The 18,886-nt window shown below is 56.2% G+C and carries 18 protein-coding genes; 9 read left to right on the top strand and 9 right to left on the bottom strand.

What is annotated here, in order from left to right:
- The first annotated feature begins 162 nt into the window (after positions 1–162).
- Complete coding sequence (locus IE105_RS03025; protein WP_189495282.1) at positions 163–999, top strand: hypothetical protein; 837 nt, start codon at positions 163–165, stop codon at positions 997–999.
- Here IE105_RS03025 and IE105_RS03020 read toward each other — a convergent pair.
- Together IE105_RS03020 and IE105_RS03015 are read right to left on the bottom strand one after the other, a co-directional pair.
- Entirely contained in the window at positions 996–2,825 is a 1,830-nt protein-coding gene (locus IE105_RS03020; protein ID WP_189495281.1) for an NAD(P)-binding protein, read from the bottom strand. The two genes, IE105_RS03025 and IE105_RS03020, sit on opposite strands and share 4 nt — an antisense overlap.
- Before the next feature lie 56 nt (positions 2,826–2,881).
- The gene (locus IE105_RS03015) at positions 2,882–4,105 is read right to left on the bottom strand and encodes an argininosuccinate synthase (RefSeq protein ID WP_189495279.1); all 1,224 of its coding nucleotides are present in this window, start codon (positions 4,103–4,105) and stop codon (positions 2,882–2,884) included.
- Positions 4,106–4,381: 276 nt separating this feature from the next.
- Between IE105_RS03015 and IE105_RS03010 the strand changes: the two genes are divergently transcribed.
- From IE105_RS03010 to IE105_RS03000, 3 genes are read left to right on the top strand one after another with little or no spacing between them, the layout of a single operon-like run.
- The gene (locus IE105_RS03010; protein ID WP_189495277.1) at positions 4,382–5,995 is read left to right on the top strand and encodes a lysine--tRNA ligase; all 1,614 of its coding nucleotides are present in this window, start codon (positions 4,382–4,384) and stop codon (positions 5,993–5,995) included.
- Positions 5,996–6,052: 57 nt separating this feature from the next.
- On the top strand, positions 6,053–6,814 hold the full coding sequence (locus IE105_RS03005) for a tetratricopeptide repeat protein (protein WP_189495275.1): 762 nt from the start codon (positions 6,053–6,055) through the stop codon (positions 6,812–6,814).
- A 39-nt stretch (positions 6,815–6,853) separates the two neighbouring features.
- Positions 6,854–7,285 carry a hypothetical protein gene (locus IE105_RS03000; protein ID WP_189495273.1) on the top strand — a complete coding sequence of 144 codons (432 nt, stop codon included), beginning with the start codon at positions 6,854–6,856 and terminating at the stop codon, positions 7,283–7,285.
- Between the two features lie 23 nt (positions 7,286–7,308).
- Here IE105_RS03000 and rlmN read toward each other — a convergent pair whose 3' ends face one another.
- Together rlmN and apaG are read right to left on the bottom strand one after the other, a co-directional pair.
- A complete protein-coding gene (gene rlmN, locus IE105_RS02995; protein ID WP_189495739.1) occupies positions 7,309–8,463 on the bottom strand; it encodes a dual-specificity RNA methyltransferase RlmN in 1,155 nt (384 codons plus the stop codon).
- A gap of 48 nt (positions 8,464–8,511) precedes the next feature.
- A complete protein-coding gene (apaG, locus tag IE105_RS02990) occupies positions 8,512–8,976 on the bottom strand; it encodes a Co2+/Mg2+ efflux facilitator ApaG/CorD (RefSeq protein WP_233353960.1) in 465 nt (154 codons plus the stop codon).
- Positions 8,977–9,231: 255 nt separating this feature from the next.
- Between apaG and IE105_RS02985 the strand changes: the two genes are divergently transcribed.
- The 5 genes from IE105_RS02985 to IE105_RS02965 all read left to right on the top strand — a co-directional run bounded on the left by IE105_RS02985 (position 9,232) and on the right by IE105_RS02965 (position 14,515).
- Positions 9,232–10,242: a 2'-deoxycytidine 5'-triphosphate deaminase domain-containing protein gene (locus IE105_RS02985; RefSeq protein ID WP_189495271.1), complete on the top strand. Its 1,011-nt coding sequence runs from the start codon at positions 9,232–9,234 to the stop codon at positions 10,240–10,242.
- Positions 10,243–10,342: 100 nt separating this feature from the next.
- Complete coding sequence (locus tag IE105_RS02980) at positions 10,343–10,855, top strand: hypothetical protein (RefSeq protein ID WP_189495269.1); 513 nt, start codon at positions 10,343–10,345, stop codon at positions 10,853–10,855.
- 150 nt (positions 10,856–11,005) lie between these two features.
- Positions 11,006–12,313: a S9 family peptidase gene (locus IE105_RS02975; protein ID WP_189495267.1), complete on the top strand. Its 1,308-nt coding sequence runs from the start codon at positions 11,006–11,008 to the stop codon at positions 12,311–12,313.
- Between the two features lie 186 nt (positions 12,314–12,499).
- Entirely contained in the window at positions 12,500–12,862 is a 363-nt protein-coding gene (locus IE105_RS02970) for a hypothetical protein (protein ID WP_189495265.1), read from the top strand.
- A 168-nt stretch (positions 12,863–13,030) separates the two neighbouring features.
- Positions 13,031–14,515 carry an alpha/beta hydrolase family protein gene (locus IE105_RS02965; RefSeq protein ID WP_189495263.1) on the top strand — a complete coding sequence of 495 codons (1,485 nt, stop codon included), beginning with the start codon at positions 13,031–13,033 and terminating at the stop codon, positions 14,513–14,515.
- 2 nt (positions 14,516–14,517) lie between these two features.
- On the opposite strand, the gene IE105_RS02960 is transcribed toward IE105_RS02965, so the two are convergent.
- The 5 genes from IE105_RS02960 to IE105_RS02940 all read right to left on the bottom strand — a co-directional run bounded on the left by IE105_RS02960 (position 14,518) and on the right by IE105_RS02940 (position 18,881).
- Positions 14,518–15,447, bottom strand: coding sequence for a radical SAM protein (locus IE105_RS02960; RefSeq protein WP_189495261.1), 930 nt, complete (start codon positions 15,445–15,447; stop codon positions 14,518–14,520).
- A gap of 57 nt (positions 15,448–15,504) precedes the next feature.
- Positions 15,505–16,230 carry an ABC transporter ATP-binding protein gene (locus tag IE105_RS02955; protein ID WP_189495259.1) on the bottom strand — a complete coding sequence of 242 codons (726 nt, stop codon included), beginning with the start codon at positions 16,228–16,230 and terminating at the stop codon, positions 15,505–15,507.
- A complete protein-coding gene (locus IE105_RS02950) occupies positions 16,227–17,189 on the bottom strand; it encodes a FecCD family ABC transporter permease (RefSeq protein ID WP_233353959.1) in 963 nt (320 codons plus the stop codon). The genes IE105_RS02955 and IE105_RS02950 overlap by 4 nt, the downstream gene beginning before the upstream one ends.
- Entirely contained in the window at positions 17,186–17,998 is an 813-nt protein-coding gene (locus IE105_RS02945) for a substrate-binding domain-containing protein (protein ID WP_189495257.1), read from the bottom strand. The genes IE105_RS02950 and IE105_RS02945 overlap by 4 nt, the downstream gene beginning before the upstream one ends.
- A 136-nt stretch (positions 17,999–18,134) precedes the next feature.
- Positions 18,135–18,881 carry a proteasome-type protease gene (locus IE105_RS02940; RefSeq protein ID WP_189495255.1) on the bottom strand — a complete coding sequence of 249 codons (747 nt, stop codon included), beginning with the start codon at positions 18,879–18,881 and terminating at the stop codon, positions 18,135–18,137.
- Positions 18,882–18,886: the final 5 nt, after the last annotated feature.

Raw genomic sequence — 18,886 nt, 5'->3', positions numbered from 1 at the left:
CGCTTTCCTGCCGATGCCGTCCGCGACTGACGATGGCGATTGTCTCGCTTACGAAATAATTTTGGCTGGAAGGCGGGTTTTTAACACCGTCTTAGCCTCGGCATGGTTCAACCGCGTCACGCACGGCCGAGCGCGCATCGGTCCGCTGACAAGGCTCACTTGATGACTGATTCCGTCCCGCCCTCTGATGGCCACACGCCCCAAGTTTGGCGGAATCCTGACAGCAGCGCGGGACAAGGCGGGAGCGCGCCCCAAACAGGGCCGCAAGCTCCTGCATTTGATCCCCGACGCGCTGCGGGTGGACTGGCAGCCCATTCAGCCCGCTCCGCAACGCCCGCTGTGACAACGCCGCCCCCCTTGGTGCAAGATAACCTGCCACACGCGGCCCCCCGGCCTTATGATCCGCCGTCCCATCACTCTGCGCCTTATCAGGGCGACCCGTATGCAGCGCCCCCCTATCAGACTGGCGCGCCCTATCCGGGCCACGCAGCCACGCCTCCCGCGCAACAGGCCGCGCCGCCATATCCGGCGCAATACACCGATGCGGACGTTTATCCCGGCATGGACACCCAAAACCCAGCCTACGCGCCACGGCAATTTGATCAAAATGGGCCTTATGACCCAAATTATGCGGGGCAGCCCGCCTATGCCTACCCGCAAGCGACTGTGCCTAGCGCGGTCATAGAGCCTGCGGGCGCTCGCGCGTCTTTATTGTCGCGGCTCACAGGTCGGGGGAAGCTCCCCCCAAGTCACGCGCCCTATCCCGATCCGCAACCCGAAACCGGACCGGTTACAGCCAGTGCCCGTAAGCCCTTCTTGATGGGGCTTCTGACCGGGGTGGTGATCATGCTTATTCTGGGGCAGATTTTTCGTGCTGCACAACCGTCACCGGATTACGCCCAAGCGCAATTCCCACTGACCAAGACGGTGACGAGCGATCCTGTTGCTGGCGAGCCCGAGGTGCTCGCCTTTTTGGAGACGGTCGAAGGACTGAACTAAGCCGCGAGGATTTCCATGACCGCGCGGTGGGCTTGCGCCATCGCAACGCCCGTATCGGCTTTTGCCCCTGCGTCTGAATTGGCCACATGGATGCGCCCGATTGCTTGCCGTCCAATCACCCACGGTTTGTCAGCCTCGCTGGCGTAATCCGGCTCCCAAATTAACTCGGACGAATAGGCATAACCATGCGGCCAGCGGTTGACCGTGATCGCGCTAATATCGCGCTCCGGATCAAAGTCATGGCCCGCTAAGGCTTGGCTGAGTTGCGCTTTCACATGGCGCTCGAATGTCTCAAACGGCGTGCTCAAAATGCGCATCCGTCCTTCACGCCATTGTGCGGGCCCCTGCGTGTCCGGCACCCACGGCACATGACACATATGTAGGACCATCGGTTCATCCGGCGTGGTCACGGCGCTATAACCGCCGATAGAGACGGGATAGGCGAACTCGACCTGCTTATAAAATCCGTCGGGGTAATAGACGAAATCTGTGCCGATATCCTTGAATCGCTGCCAGTCAGGGACGGCGACTTTAGTATAAACAAGCGGGATTTTCGGCACGGACCCCAGGGCCGCGACTTGGGCCTCTGGCAGCTCATCACAGAGATAGGGCAGCGCCATATTATAGCCAGCCATGATCGTGTGTCCGGCGCGCACCGTGTGCGTGTTCCCGGCCCGCGAATAGGTCACAGCCACGCCGTCGCGTAAATTGTTGAGCTTCACCGCCGTACTGTTCAGACGCAACCGCACGGGCTGATCGGGACGATCCAGTGCAGTATAGTCGGCTTTGGCCAAGACCACATCTTCCATGGTTGATCCGGGCATCGCGTCGGGGATCAGGCTGCGCACCATCAGCCGCGCGATTGACGCGTTGCCGTCTGGAAAGTGGAAAATATACGGATCATCATTGCGTGATCCGGTGCGCGGTAGCGTATGGGCGACGCCGGGCAGGCCGCCATCATAATTTTGGATCAGGGTCGTCGGCACTTCGTCCATGCCGACGCACCAAAAACTCATGCCCCAGCGTTTATAAATATTGATGACCTCTTCGGGGGCCCGGGCATAGTCGCGCAAGAAGTCTTCATAGGAGGTCTTGCGCAGCAACGCGTATTTCTCATCAAATGTGAGACCCGGCAGGTAATCCTCGGTCGAGGTTTGCAGCCGCACAAACTCTGCTTTGGCGCTATCGCTAACGGGCATGTCGGCGGCGAACTCGGCCCACGGACGCGATCCATAACCGGGCACGAGTTTGGTTTCGCCAAACGTCTCGGCGTCGAACAGGATGGATTTGGACAGGCCTTCGCGGTCCCAGAACTCTTGGTCGAAATATTCAAAGAATCGATCTACCTCGATCCCGACCCCGCGTAAAAGACGCATCGCATCCGGGTCATATCCACTCGGCGTATCAATGGCTTCCGTGCCGCCATAACCCATGCGGAATGTGCCGTTCACATCAAATTCGTTACGCTTGGCGTGGCCCCCGAAATCGTCGTGATTATCCAGGATCAGGATGCGCGCGTCGGGCTTGGCTTCGCGGAAATACCACGCCGCCGCCAGCCCGCTCATGCCCGCACCAATCACGACCAAATCATAAGTTTCTCCGGGTGCGCCGTGCTCAATCGTTTCGCCGGATACGACGCCGTGCATCGGTTCCCACGACCCGTCGTGGCTGCCCCGAAGGCCTGTTTTCGCGGGCGGGTAGTAACCACTCGGGAGCGCGAAGGGGTCGACCGTCCCGGTCTCCGCACAGGCATTCAGTAAGGCCGGAGATAGCGCCGCCCCTATCGCAATCGGCGCCCCATTCAAAAAATCGCGTCGTGATATCATGACCAGTCTCCCCTTATGGGAAGACCGTGAAGCGCTAGACTGCGGCTGTAAAGGCGCTAGTTATTCTTCCCCGCCTTACGATCCCGCGCTTTTAGCAGGCGCAGACGCAGGGCGTTGATTTTGATGAACCCGCCGGCATCGGCCTGATCATAAACATCGTCTTCTTCAAAAGTGACATGTTCTTGGCTATAGAGCGAGTAAGGTGAGGCGCGGCCGACGACGTCGCAATTGCCTTTGTAGAGTTTCAAGCGAACCGTGCCTGTCACCATCTCTTGGCTGGCATCGATAGCGGCTTGGAGCATTTCGCGTTCAGGTGAATACCAGAAGCCATTGTATATCAGTTCGGCATATTTCGGCATCAGCTCATCTTTGAGGTGCGCAGCGCCCTTATCCATCGTAATCTGCTCAATACCGCGGTGCGCCATCAACAGAATTGTCCCGCCCGGAGTTTCATAGACGCCGCGTGACTTCATGCCGACAAAACGGTTTTCTAACAGGTCGAGACGGCCAATGCCGTTCGCGCCGCCTAGCTCATTGAGTTTAGTCAGCAAGGTGGCGGGCGACATTGCGACGCCATCAATCGACACGGCGTCACCGCGCTCAAATCCGATCTCAATGACGGTGGCTTTGTCCGGTGCGGCCTCAGGGGATACGGTGCGTTGATAAACATATTCCGGCGCATCCTCATTCGGATCTTCCAGAACTTTACCTTCGGAGGAGGTGTGCAGCAGGTTCGCATCGACGGAAAACGGCGCTTCGCCGCGCTTGTCGGCCGCGATTTCAATGCCATGTTTCTCGGCATAGTCCAGCAGTGAGGTGCGGGAGTTCAATTCCCATTCGCGCCACGGGGCGATGACTTTAATTTCTGGATCGAGCGCATAGTAAGCCAGTTCAAACCGGACCTGATCATTGCCCTTGCCCGTTGCGCCGTGACAGACCGCGTCGGCCCCGACTTCATGCGCAATTTCGATCTGGCGTTTGGAAATCAGCGGCCGCGCAATGGACGTGCCGAGCAGGTAAAGCCCTTCATAAACCGTATTGGCGCGGAACATCGGGAAGACGAAATCGCGCACAAATTCTTCGCGCAGGTCATCAATGTAGATTTCTTTGACACCAGCGGCCTCAGCCTTGCGGCGCGCAGGCTCCAGTTCTTCGCCCTGACCCAGGTCCGCCGTAAAGGTGACGACCTCATAGCCTTTTTCCTCTTGCAACCATTTCAGGATGATCGAGGTATCAAGACCGCCAGAATAGGCGAGAACAACTTTTTTACGCTTGGACATGATGGGCTTTCGAGGCGAGTATTAGGGCGGGACATAGCGCGACACGCAAACGGTTCAAGGGGTATGGTGGAACGAGGTTGCAGAACCGTTTCGATATGAACGCATTCCCTTAATAGGCTTCGGCGCGCAAATCGATAGGATTTAGACGCGTAAATATTGGTCATTTGGCCTCACGAGACTTTATCCGGCCCGGTGATGTGCGGTGAAAAGCAGGTGCATGGAATGCGCCGTTTGGCTGGCTATACTTCCCCCCCTCAACCTCGTATGTGCACCCCCATGATTGACCCGAACAATATCAACCTCAAAGACCTCGATCCTGAGCATATCAAAGCCAAAGCTTGGCCGATTGAGGAAGCGCGCAATATCCTCAAGCGGCTGTTTATTGAGAGCAAACGCGGCATAAAGCGCGACGGCCCCGTAGTTTTCGAAACCGGCTATGGTCCGTCTGGCCTGCCGCATATCGGCACGTTTGGCGAAGTCGTACGTACGACCATGGTGCGCCATGCGTTCGAAGCGATCACGGACGGGCAAATCCCGACGGTGATCCTCTGCGTGTCTGACGACATGGACGGGATGCGCAAAATCCCCGCGACTGTGCCCGACGCGCAGATGTTGGAAGCCCATATGCAAAAGCCGCTCACGACCGTGCCGGACCCGTTCGGCACGCACGCGAGCTATGGCGATCATATGAACGCGCGGCTTAAATCCTTTCTCGACGGGTTTGGCTTTGATTATGAATTCCGCTCCGCGACGGCGCTCTACAAATCCGGCGCCTTTGACGAGTATTTACTACGCGCGCTGGACAAGTTCGACGACATTATGGCGGTCATGTTGCCGACACTCGGCGAAGAACGCCGAGCAACCTATTCGCCGTTCCTCCCGATAAGTCCAACCTCTGGCCGCGTGCTCTACGTGCCGATGACGTCTGTCGATGCCAAAGCGGGCACGATTACTTTTGCTGATGATGACGGCACGGAGGTCACGCTTCCTGTCACAGGCGGTAACGTCAAACTGCAATGGAAACCCGATTTCGGCATGCGCTGGGCGGCGCTCGGCGTCGACTTTGAAATGTTTGGCAAGGACCATCAGGATAATGCGCCGATCTATTCCAAGATTTGTAAAATTCTTGGCGGCGAACCACCGGTGCAATATGTTTATGAGCTGTTCCTCGATGAAAAAGGCGAGAAGATATCGAAGACCAAAGGCAATGGCATTTCGGTCGAAGACTGGTTGAAGTACGCGCCGCAGGAATCGCTGTCGCTGTTCCAATTTCTCCGTCCCCGCGTGGCGAAAAAACTTTATTTCGACGTCATTCCGAAAATGGTCGACGAATATTATCAGCACTTGGCCGCCTATGAGGGGCAGGACGAAAAAGCCCGGTTGAACAATCCCGTCTGGCACATTCATTCCGGCAAACCGCCACGCTATATTCCGCCGCTCACCTATCAACTGCTGCTCAATTTGGTCAGTGCGGCGAACGCGTCGAGCAAGGATATTCTTTGGGGTTTCATCACGCGCTATGCGCCGGATGCGACGCCAGAAGCGAACCCTGAATTGGACCGTCTGTGCGATTATGCCGTGCGTTATTACCGGGATTTTGTCGCGCCCACGAAAGCTTATCGCGAGCCGACGGAACAAGAACGTACGGCGCTCTGCGATCTGGCAAACCGCCTGCGCGCAATCGATGCCAGCGAGGTTACGGACGGCGAAGCGCTGCAGACGATTACGTTCTCGGTCGGAAAGGACCATGAATTTGAGAACCTGCGCGATTGGTTCACCGCGATTTACGAAGTCACAATGGGCCAAAGCCAAGGCCCGCGCTTCGGGTCTTTCGTGGCGATTTACGGGCCGGCAGAAACGGCGGATATGATTGACGTGCGGTTGGGTTAAGGTCACAATTGCGTGTCCCTCACGCACAGCTCACGCGCCTGTGCTAGGGTGGGCGAGATGAAATACGGCCTCTCGCTCATGCTGATCCTCCTCGCCGGTCCCGCTTTTGCGTCCGATCCGGCTTGCGATCTCCTTTATCAGGGCCGGTATGAAGACGCGCGCGCGACGGCTTTGGCCGCGGATACGGTTGAGGGGCTGAACGCAGCGGCCGAAGTCATGGCCGCCGAGATTATGCTGATGCGCGTCGAGAACTCCAAAGATCACGCCAAAGCTGCGATCAAACTGGCGAACCGCGCGTTAAAACGCGATCCTGGCAATGTCGAAGCCCTGTTTCTGCGCGCGCTACACACGGGCTTTCGCACGCGTAGTAGCTCAGCCTTTGCGATCGTGATGAAGGGGCTGATCGGCGATACCTATGCGGCGATTGAAGCGTTTGAAGCCGCCGCGCCGAACGATCCACGTGCGGATGCGCTCTATGGGGCGTGGCATCTGGGTATTGTCCGGGCAGCGGGTGACGGTAAATTTGGGGCGTCATTAAGTGAGGGCCTCGCGCATTACGACCGCGCGGTTGCGGCTATGCCGGCGGATATTGTGGTGATGGGCAATTACGCCTTTTCGCTGATTGTGCTGGATGATCCGTCGCTCCTGCCGCGCGCGACAGCCCTGTTGCAGCAAATCGATGCGACCTCGCCTGACGGGGCCACCGAGGAAGAGACGCGCGCCCGCATGCTAAGCCTACTGGCGGTGATCGACGACCCGGACGCTTTGCGGGAACGCTCTGAGGGGTTGCTCAATTCCGAAGAAATCGACGGTAAATAGGCGCTGCATTTCCGGTTTTGCCTATGATAGGCTGCGCCCATGTTTACCGTCGAGCTTGCTTGGTTTCAATTTGATCTGCCGGATCACGCCACCATTGCGGCGGTGACGGCGTCGCCTAATCCGCTGTTTCCGGATTCGCGCGTGACCACGCAATGGCGCGTGGCGTTAGAACGGTTTGAATTAACCGCCCATCTGAGTGCGACACGGGATCTCACGGAGATTAGTCGCGCCGCCTTTGATGCCGGTGAGCCGGGTCTAAAACAATTTAGTCAAAACGGTATTCCAGCGGTCCGCTCGGGCGCGTATGATCGAGACCGGACACAGATTGACTGGGGCTTTCATCTCAACGGGCTGACCTTGTCATTCCGATTAATGGCCAAAGCCTATCCGAAGACGCTACCGACGGACGCGGAAGCGCGTGAACATGCGGAAATTATTGCCAGTGTACGGCGAATCGCTCAGAGCCACTAGTTCAGAACCATTAAACGGGGCGATTAAACTTTAGCGTCCCGACGGACCGCGCTCGCGCGTTTCTTTTCGCTCTCGGATTTTAGTTGCCCGCAGGCCGCCATAATGTCTTCGCCGCGGGTCTTGCGGACGGGCGCGGCGAGTCCGGCTTTTTTGAGGCGCGCGGCGAAATCCTCGATGACGTCCATGTCGGAACAAACATAATCCGTCCCCGGCCACGGGTTGAACGGGATCAAATTCACTTTGGCAGGAATGCCTTGTAATTTAGTGATGAGGTTACGGGCGTGCTGCGGACTGTCATTAATGCCTTTGAGCATGACATATTCAAATGTGATCCGTTTGGCGTTCGACAGCCCGGGATAATCGCGACAGGCTTGGAGCAGCGTATCGAGCGGATATTTCTTATTGATTGGCATGATTTGCGTACGAGTTGCGTCGTCCGCCGCGTGCAAGCTGATCGCGAGCATCGGGTTCGCTTCGCCAACGCGCGCGATATCGGGGACCACGCCTGATGTGCTGACGGTGATGCGGCGACGCCCAATGGCAATGCCTTGATCGTCGCTCATAAGGTCGATCGATTTGATCACATTGTCCGTGTTATAAAGCGGTTCCCCCATGCCCATGAAGACAATGTTAACAAGGCTGCGCGGCTCAAACGCGGAGGGCCATTCGCCCAGATCATCGCGGCAAATCATGACTTGCAGCACGATTTCAGCGGGCGTTAGATTGCGGACCAAACGTTGCGTGCCTGTATGGCAAAACGTGCAGGTCAGGGTGCAGCCGACTTGTGAACTGACGCAGAGCGCGCCGGATCGCGACACGTCGGGAATGAACACGCTTTCCACTTCGATGCCCGGCGCCATGCGAATGAGATATTTACGGGTGCCGTCTTCTGAAATCAGGCGCTCAACAATTTCAGGACGGTCCAGCGTGAATTTTTCAGCCAGTTGAGCGCGAACGCCCTTGGCGATGTTTGTCATTTGATCGAAGTCCGTCACACCCCAATGGTAGAGCCAGTTGAAAATCTGGTTGGCGCGCATGCGGACTTTTTTTGTCTCAATGCCCATCGCGGTTAAGTGAGCGGCAATTTCCGTGCGATCCAGACCGGGCAGGCGCACACGGCCATCGGCTGTCATTCCGGCGAGCGGTGTTGNAATGCGTGCAGACCTGAAACAGGCCATAAAAAAAGCCGCCCCGGAGGACGGCTCAGACACAAAGGATTATAAGACCTAGTTGAACATTGTGCCTTCAAACGGGCTGTCTAAGACGAAAACCGGAATTTCGACGTCATAGGCATCGCCGCTTTCCGGCTCAACACGATACGTGCCGCTCATCATGCCGGATGGGGCGGAGAGCGGAGCGCCAGAGGTGTAGCGGAATTGTTCTCCGGCTTTAACGACGGGTTTTTCGCCGACAACACCTTGGCCGCGAACTTCTTGCACCTGACCACGACTATCCGCGATATGCCAGTACCGTCCAGTGACGCGGAGATCATCCGCCGATTGATTGTCAATTTCGACCGTATAGGCCCAGATAAAACGACCGTCAGAAGGGCTACTTTGTTCAGCGAGATATTCGGGTTCGACCCGGACGACGACATCGCCTGTGCGTTGTTCAAACATGGGGGGCATGATGGGCGGAACGGCCGAGCCGTCTTTGGTTTCAGACTTGCCGTGATTTTCTGACTTGTCCATAATGTCCCCTTTCCCACACTTGGCCGTAACCGTCCCACGTCACAGTTTCCAAGCCTGATAAAGTTTTCACGTAGGATGCCGCCATGCAACTGTTTTACCCCGCTTTGTGCCATATTTTCGCAGTGATCGCGCGGGAAGGGAATGCGCCTCATCCCAGTTGAGCCAGAATTTTACGGACCTCGCCAAACGATTTCGTCCACCTTTTCAGTGATTTCGCCGCTTGAGCGCTCTGAGTTGCGCGCCTAGTCTAATGTTATGATCCTGCCCTCTCAGCAGATCGCGGCCTTGATTAAGGCCGGGAATGTGCGCGTCGCAAAAGACGTGAGCGACACGGCTTTGCCGCAGACGTTGCAGCCTGCGTCGCTCGACCTGACCTTGGGGCGTCGCGCCTTTCGTATGCGCGCATCTTTCTTACCGGGCGCGGGAAACAGGGTCGCGGATGGGATCGACGCGCTCTGCTTACATGAAATCGACCTTGATGCTGGCGCGGTTCTGGAAACAGGCTGTATTTACCTGATTGAGTTGCGCGAAAGCCTTGATTTACCCGCTGGGTTATCCGCCTTGGCAAATCCGAAAAGCTCAACCGGACGGCTGGATGTCTTCGCCCGTGCCGTGGGCGAGGCCTCGGACCGTTTTGATGCGTTGCCGGATGGATATTCGGGCCCGCTCTGGCTGGAAGTTGCGCCTCGGACCTTCCCGATTTTGGCGCGCACGGGGGATCGACTGTCGCAAATCCGTTTTCGACAAGGCGAGTCAAAACCGCTACGCAAACAAACCGTGTCTGTCGACCTGTCACCAGAGAGCCAAGTTGTCGGCTACCGGGCGCGGCGTCATTCCGGCTTGGTCGATCTGCGCGGTGTTGGCGCGCATAATGCACTGGATTATTGGGAGCCGATCCGCTTGACGAATGGCGGGCTTATTCTGGAGCCGGAAGAGTTCTATATATTGGCGAGCCGTGAAGCGGTTGAAATCCCGGTTGGTGAGGCCGCTGAAATGGCGCCGATTGATACGGAAATCGGTGAATTTCGCGCGCATTATGCGGGCTTCTTTGACCCGGGGTTTGGGATTGCCGAAGCAGGCGGTGCTGGCAGTCGCGCGGTGCTTGAAGTCCGCGGACGCGATGTGCCGTTTTTGCTATCCCACGGTCAACCCGTGGCCCACCTCGTTTTTGAGGCCTTGGTCGAACCGCCCACGACTTTGTACGGCGCCGCCGGTAGCTCCTACCAAGCGCAAGGCCTGCGCCTCTCCAAACATTTTTCGGCTTAGAGAGCATTGGGCTGACGCGCCTATTGCGCCGTCGCCAAAGTTGCATCCCTATAAACTCGTTGCTACGCAAGCGTGTATTCGTACCGATCGGGGCTCTTATATGCGACGCTCAAAATTGGGCTTGGCCGCTTTGTCTGCGGTATTTTTCTCGTCATTGATGTTTGTTGGCGCTGCGCAGTCCGCCCCAGACGCCGCGCTATTTGGACAGTTGCCACAAGCCCATGATGCCGCGATTGCACCGGACGGTGAACAAATTGCGATTTTGCAAAACCATCAAGGCACATATTTCATCAATTTCATTGATTTGACAGGGTCAAGATCCAAACTAGGCGAGCTGCGCGTGGTTGGATTAGGGGATCAGGTAAAGCCCGACTACGTCAAATGGATTGATAATCATCGTGTGATCGTTTCTGTTCGTCAGACACAAATGTACCGGGATATTCCGATCCAGACTGGGTTTTTGCATCTGATCGATTCAAATACGCTCGAAGCCAATATTGTCGTGAAGCCGCCAAAGAAAACCATGCGGCAGTTTAATAACCGAGTGCTCGATTGGCTCGAAGATGACCCCGATCATATTATCATGCAATTCGCCAGCGACCGCGACGAATAAGCGCTACCGGATGTACGCAAAGTTGAGGTTGCAACAGGTCGTAGTAAGGTCATCAAGCGTCGGTTTATTGGCGTGAACAACTGGATTACGGATTCCAACGGAGAGTCGCGTGTCGGCCTTGGGTCACGTAGTGAAGGCAAAAAGGCATTCATGCGCATTCTTGACCCTACAACTGGGGAGTGGGGAATGGCGGATGAATTTCCCGGCCTAGACCCCGAAGAGATGTTTGTTGTCGCTGTCGTTGATGTGGGGCGGACCCTTGTTATGTCCGCTTATCGAGGGCGGGATACACGGGGATTGCACCGCTACGATTTGGCTAAAAAAGAGTGGGGAGAGGCCATTTATCAAAATGATGAGTATGACGTCAAAAATGTCCTTTTGTCGGAGGACGGCAATAAGATTGTTGGCGCGAGCTTCACGGGGGAAATAAGCGAACGTGTTTTGTTCGATGAATATAATAGTACTTATGAAGAAGCGCTCGAATATTTTGAGGGTTATCAGGTCTCCATTATTGACCAATCAGCGAATTTTGAGAAACTTCTTTTGAAGGTTAGCGGCCCGAGTGAACCGGGGGGGCTCTATTTATATCAGCGTGGCGGAGAGGCCAAATGGCTCTTGGACAATATGCAAGGCCTGGACACTGACGCGATGGGGATTATGATTGCACTGAGCTATAAGGCCCGTGATGGACAAAAGATTCCAGCTTTCCTAACGTTGCCACCGATCATTACGGACGGCGCGGATTTGAAAAATCTACCGACGATTATCTTGCCTCATGGGGGTCCTTTTTCGCGCGAAGAAAAACGGTTTAATTATTTAGCGCAGTTTTTCGCGACCCGTGGTTATCTCGTTCTACAAATGAATTTTCGCGGATCATCGGGTTACGGTAAAAGCTTCTCTGAGGCAGGCCGTAGCAACTGGGTCGTTATGCAGGAAGATGTCGAGGACGGCATGCGATGGTTAATTGAAAAAGTGTATACGAACCCGAGCAAGAGCTGCATCGCCGGCTGGTCTTATGGCGGATACGCAGCTTTGATGGGCGCCGCCAAGACTCCCGATCTATACGCGTGTTCAATTGCGATTGCGGCGTTGACGGATGTTCCAGACGCTATTTCTGACCTTAAGGATTATTATGCGAGTGGGGAGGTCATGGCGGTCCGTACGTTTGGGTCGCTGATGGACGATAAGGATTTGATGCGGGCGAACAATCCGGTGCAACAAGCTGACAAAATTCGCATCCCTGTCTTTCTGACGCACGGTGAAAGCGATTTAGCCGTTAGGTTTGATCAATACATAAGGATGAAACGGCGGCTGGAAAGTGCGGGCGTGGACGGAACGTATATGAGCTTCGAGGACGAAGATCATTACATGTCCAATCAAGCCAATCGTCAGGCCATGCTCAAAGGGATCGAAGCGTTCCTGATCAAAGTGAACGGGGAAAGTCCGTTCATTAAATGATAAATCTAAGGCGGGGTAACGCGCTCGGCGAAGGGCTCAAAACGCCGCGTAACAGGGATGAGAAAGCGCGATAATTTGCGACAGCGCAGAAATAGATTTGCGCTGACGATCCCACCGTCTCCGGCTTTACAGGGCTTAGGTTATATTGCTACGCAAGCGTGTATTTGTGAAACAATGAGGTTTTCGATGGGACGCTTTAAGTTGGGTTTAGCCACTCTCGTGAGCGCGGCTTTAATCGCTGTATCGACAGGCATGACAGTCGCCGCTGCACCAGATGCAGCCCAATTTGGACAACTTCCTGCGGGCTATGATGCGGCGATCTCGCCGGATGGAACGCGGGTCGCGATTATTCGAGCGGTTAACGGGGAGTATGTCGTTCAAATCGTGTCTTTGGATGGTGAATCCCTTGACGACAATGGGGCGCTGACGCTCGGTGAGGGAGCCAAGCCAAAATGGATTAAGTGGGCCAATAATGACCGCGTTTTCGTATCACTCTGGGGGTCTGTCGAAGTCGGTGGCACACGTAGAACAACGGGCAGTCGGCTATAAAACGCGGCTTTCAATAGCACGCAGAACGAACTCGCTATTACGGTAAGTTCGATTTATTCGATCGACGCCGATACGCTTGAGGGACGGATACTGGTTCGGCCACAAGGATTCAGACAATATAATGACGTTGTTCTCGACTGGTTGGAAGATGATCCAAACCATATTCTTATGGAGTTTGCAGGCGACGACTCTAACCAGATTTATCCGGACGTGCGTAAAGTCAATGTTGCGACCGGTCGTGACCGTGTGGTGCACAAAAATAAATTTAGTATCACGGATTGGGTCACGACAACGGATGGTCAAGTCATTGCGGGGTCTGGTTTTACGGGCTCCAGCGGAGCAACCCCACAAACGATTGTGCGTGATCCTCAGTCCGGAGAATTTGAAGATATTTCAAAATATAAGGGATTAAACCTTGATGTGGATATTGTCGCTGGTTTTCCCGATATGACGCGATTGGTCGTGCGGGCTTACCGCGATCAGAACACACGCGGTTTGCATATTTATGATCTGGTCGAGCGTGCGTTCACCGAAACGATTTTCCAAAACGACACGTTTGATGCGCGCGGCCCACTATTCTCATCCGACGGGACAAAGATTGTTGGTGCGACCTATGCGTCGGACGTGCCTGTTAGAACTCTATTGCCCGGATATGGTCAAGTTCTCCTCGAAGCTGAAAGCAAATTGGATGGCTACGCGGTCCAGCTGATCGATCAATCGAAAGACGGACAGATTATTTTGATCCGAGTCAGCAACCCCTATGATCCGGGCGGACTTAATGTTTACCAATCGGGACAGCCTTTTTCGTTGCTGACGCTGAACTATCCTGGGGTCGATTCGCAATCGCTTGGGAATGTTGTCTCGGTCAAATACACGACACGCGATGGCTCGAAAATACCGGCCTATGTGACGTTGCCGACGCAGGTTCGAGACAATTCTCAGATCAAGGATTTGCCCTTTATCGTCTTGCCTCATGGTGGGCCCTATGCGCGGGATTTCAAGACGTTTGACTGGATGGCGCAACTCTTTGCGGCGCATGGTTACGGGGTCTTGCAGATGAATTTTAGGGGTTCGACTGGATACGGCGAAGCGTTTGAACGCGCCGGACGGGAAGATTGGACACTGATTCAAGACGATGTGGAAGACGGCACGCGGTATCTAATCGAAAAAGGTTACGCAGACCCTGACCGAATCTGTATCGCCGGGTGGTCATTTGGCGGTTATGCCGCCTTGATGGGGGCGGCGAATGATCCGGAACTTTACCAATGCACAATCGCAGTCGCGGCTCTCACAGATGTGAAGAGTTTCTATCAGGACCAGCAAAAATTTGCCTTTGGCAGAGGCAGCGCCCGTCGCTTTTTAGGGACTATGCTGGAGGATAATACACTCCGGCGTGCGAACAGCCCCGTCGATCGGGCGGAGGATATTAAGGGCCCCGTTTTGCTCGCCCACGGGACGCTCGATTCCGTCGTGAATTATGACCAATTCATCAGTATGGATCGCGCCCTTGCGGGCGGACGTGGGCATGAACGGTTAAGCTTTGAGGGCGACGATCATTACCTCAGCATTCAGAGGTGCCGTCAGGAGCTGGCGGAAGCCATGATCGACTTTGTTGAAGATAACCTTGGAGAAAGTTCGCTGGGGGCTGAGTAGCCTTAAGCCGAACAGCTGGCCCCGCCGAGGACGCAGAATTTGGCGCAGTGCGGATGGTTGAGAGAGACCGTCTGCGCCGCCTCATCCAGCGTAGCGCCCATGTCGAATTGCACGTCATCCCAGAGTAGGGTGCAAGCCAGAACGCGCGCTTTGGGTTCGCCTTTGCGTCGGACGACCATGCGCGACGTCGCGCACATCATACTGTCTGGATGGACCGATAGGATGTCCCAACAGGCGGTGGTGATTTCAGGGACGTCAACTGTGTCATCCATTTCCGGGAATAACATGAGTGCGGCCGGATCATCGGCCTTAATCGGCCAGTTGTGATTATGGATTAAGGCGCGGTAGCCATCGCGGGCTTCGGCGTCTGAGTCAGAAAAGATAGCGCGCCCGGCAATGTGCATAGAAAACCCCTGTTCCGCGAGCCAATCCAGACCCGGCAGGGCTTTGGCAAAGGCGCCCGCGCCGCGTTCCGCATCATGCCCGGCTGCAGAGTAATGATCGAGACTCACCCGAAGCGTCATTTTTCCAGGAAAGCGCGTATTGAGATCCAAAAGCCCGGCTTTTACGCGCGGCCGCATCATCGGCCGCATCGCATTGGTCAGGATGAGGAGGTCATGCCCGCGTTCTAGTGCCATTTCGCACAAGCGGATGGCATCGGGATTGAGGAACGGCTCACCCCCGGTAAAGCCGATCTCAATGGCGTCGGGTAATTCGTCGAGAAACGGGCGTATGTCGTCGGGTGTCAGGTAGATAAAATGATCAGCGGTTGGACTGCTCAGAATGTAGCAATTGGCGCACTCAATATTGCACAGTGAGCCCGTGTTAAACCACAGCGTCTTAAATCCTTGAAAAGCGACAGTGGCGCGGGGCTCGCCTTTCGCCGTGATGTGAGGGTCGAGAAATTTAGCAGGGTCGAGAAGCGCGTTCATCGGGTGTTCCTAGCAGGCGAGACGCCTGAGACTAGGGACCATTTCATCACGAACAGGTCAAGACAGCGGCGTAAGACCGTCCGGAGAACGGGACACGCGAAAGACATCCCTGAGAATGTCCGCGTTTAATGTTTCGCGCACGGTGCCTTGTCCCACGATGCAGCCCCCCGCCAGAATGAGCGCCTGATCGCAATAGCGTTCAGCGAGTGACAGATCATGCACGGACACAATGACGGTGCGACCCCGTCTCGCCTCGGATCGCAATGTATCCATAATGCGCAGTGCGTAATGCGGGTCGAGCGAGGCAGTCGGTTCATCCGCTAGGAGTACGGGCGCATCAACCGCTAGCGCCCGCCCCAAAAGAACACGGGCTTGTTCGCCGCCTGACAGTGTTCCGAAGGGACGGTCTGCAAAGGGGCCTAAGCCCAGTGTCTCGATGACAGCCGCAACGCGTTGCTCTGGGTCTTGAGCTCCGAAAGGAAAGCGACCGAGTGCGATAATGTCTCGAACCGAACTCAGCGCAGGACCCGTTCGGGTCTGTGAAAGATAGGCCAAATTTCGCGCGCGCTGACGCGGATCAATCAGGGTTTGTCCAGCCACAGAGAGCCCCTCGACGTCGGCGCGCACGGCCCCGACGAGCGCCTTGATCAGCGTTGATTTCCCAGCCCCGTTTGGCCCAAGCAGCGCGATGATCTGTCCGGCTCCAAAATCGAGGCGTCCTGTCTCAATGCCGCCGCCGTTCGGGTAGCGCAAGTGGACGCGGTTGACGGAGAGGCCGCTCATGACGGAGTCTTACGCAAGGCGAGATAAAGGAAGAACGGTACACCGATCAGGGACGTGACAATACCGAGGTAGAGCGGTGTTCCGGGTCCCGCCGTGAGGCGCGCGATTGTGTCTGTTGCTAACAGGAACATGCCCCCGGCGACGGCAGACTGCCCGATCAATGCGGCCGGGTCAGGTCCAGATAGTCGGCGCATAATGTGCGGCACAAATAGACCGACAAACCCAATCGCGCCGGCCAATGCCACGCCTGAGCCGATACACAGCGCTGTTCCGACGACGATCAAGGCCTGTACGTGCCGCAGCGATACGCCGAGACTAGACGCCGTATCTTCCCCCAAAGATAAGGCGCGGAGGGACGGCCCCGACCGCCAGAGCGCCACCAGGCCCACAAGGGTCAAGGGAACGGCGAGGCTGAGCCCGCCTGCGTCGACATTTTCCAAGGACCCCATCAGCCAATAGGTTAATTCTGACAAGGCCCATGGATTAGGGGCGAGGTTCATGAGCAAGCCCGTGATGGCTGTAGCGAGCGCACCGATGCCGATCCCGGCCAAGATTAATCCGCCCGCGCCAACGTGGCGGCGCGCCATGATCGCGATGATCGTTGCGCCGATTAAGGCCCCGCCAATCGCCGCAGGCATGAGGAAATAGGTCCAGCCGAAATAGAGCGCGGCAACGGCACCGAGCGCCGCGCAAGCCGAAAATCCTAGCAAACCGGGCGCGGCGAGGTCATTGCGGGTGAAGCCTTGTAAGGCGGCCCCCGATGCGCCCAATCCTGCGCCCACAGTGAGCGCACCAATCGCCCTGGGCAATCGCACCTCGCGCATAATGGCATTGGTGGCCGGCTCTGCCTGTCCCAACAGTCCGTTGATCGCGGCTGACAGATCGATCGGCGCGGGACCCACTAAGAGTGACGCGATGAGGCCGATTAAAGCCAGCCCGATGAGCAGCGCGCGGATCATAGCGCAGTGATCGCCGTATTAAGTTGCCGAGTCGCCTCAATCAGTCCGGGTCCGGCACAGGGCCAGAGTTTGCCGGGTATCTCTACACGGGGGCGGTCGGCTAGATAATGGCGCAAAGCTGAATGGCGCACCGCGCGGTCGCTAACTCCAGCATAATGAGAGCCAAAAAAGCTCGTAACGATTAAGTCCGGATCAAATTGCAACGTATGCTCAATCGTCGGCGTGTGCCATCCAGGTGTGGTGTTGACATTTAGGCCGCCCGCCGCGGTGATAACGGCATCAACAAATGTGCCCGGCCCCGCACTGCCGCCAGAGCGAGAGAGATAAAGCACCCGAGGTTGCGGGTCAGGGCGCGGAAGCGACGAAAGGCTCGCTAGCGCGGACTCAAAGTTTGAAATGTCCACGCCGAATTGCTCGGACAAGACGGTCGCGTTCATGCGGACCGTTTCGAAATCTTCGCCCCATGTGAGGTCCAACATGTCCTCACGGCCAAAACTTGGGTCGCCCGGACCAGTCACTAAAGCCATATTTGTGCCGACAAGAATTTCGCGGCTGGCCCACAGACGGGGATGCTGAGCCATCGCGTCATCAGCCGTCGAAAGTTCGCTTCCAGCTTGCCATGACAGCGCGCCGATACGTTCCGGAGCCAGTGCGATTAGATAACTATCCGCGCAGAGTGAAGTGCTACCAATCTGTGTTCCTGTGGTCGGTTCGCTCTGTTGCGCCGAACAAGCGCCGACAGCCGTCACCCCCAGCGTCAGGCCGATCAGGCTGCCCCTGATGGGAATATAACGGGCGAGGCGAAGCATGAGGACGGGCAGGAACTTTCAATGCGGAGGCGGGCCTTTAAGTGGGCTGAAATCGCGCTGCTGTCACCCATGCTTTCAGAACTTTTTTTGGGCCAGCGCTCATCCTAGCGCTCCACTCTGCCAGAAAAACGCGCGTTTACGACGTCTTGGCGGGCACAGGGTATTCAGGCAGACTGTCTAGCGCCGTTCTGAGCGAGTGTCCCCATTGAGTCGATATTTGTGAAAAGGCGGGGTCCGTATCGTTGATGCGGAACATACGTCCTTCGCGCAAACTTCCAGTCTCATAAATATGCGAGTCGAGCGGCATACCAACGGAGAGATTGGCTTTGAGGGTGGAGTCAAATGACACGCAAAGCAGCCGGATCGCCTCAGCGTCGCTCATCGATGGATCAAAGGCCCGGAGAATAATCGGCCGCCCATATTTGGTCTCGCCGGTTTGGAAAAAAGGCGTGTCGTCTGTCGCTTCGACAAAGTTGCCTTCTGGGTAGATCAAGAAAAGGCGCGGGGCCATTCCGGCGATCTGGCCGCCCATGATCAGAGTCGCGCCAAAGGGCGAGTTAGATGTGGGGCCACCCGATGCAGAGGTCGAGACGACTTCTTTCAACGTGTCACCGACAAGCCGCGCTGCTTGGAATAGGGTCGGCACATGCATCAAATTCGGATTGCGGTCCTTGGGCGCCTTGGAGCGCTCATCCAATAGGCTTACAACCGCTTGCGTGGTGGCGAGGTTGCCCGCGGTCATCAGGGTGATAACTCGCTCACCCGGCTCGGACCAAGTGAACATCTTTTTGACGACTGAGATATTGTCGATGCCTGCATTAGTGCGGGTATCGGACATGAAAATGAGGCTGTTATCGAGCTTAAGGGCGACACAATAGGTCATTGGAA

Origin of the sequence: Algimonas arctica, from assembly GCF_014652695.1 — a bacterium.
Classification (GTDB): Bacteria; Pseudomonadota; Alphaproteobacteria; order Caulobacterales; family Maricaulaceae; genus Litorimonas; species Litorimonas arctica.
Note: the sequence above shows the minus strand (reverse complement) of the source record. Positions and strands in the feature narration are given on the sequence as shown.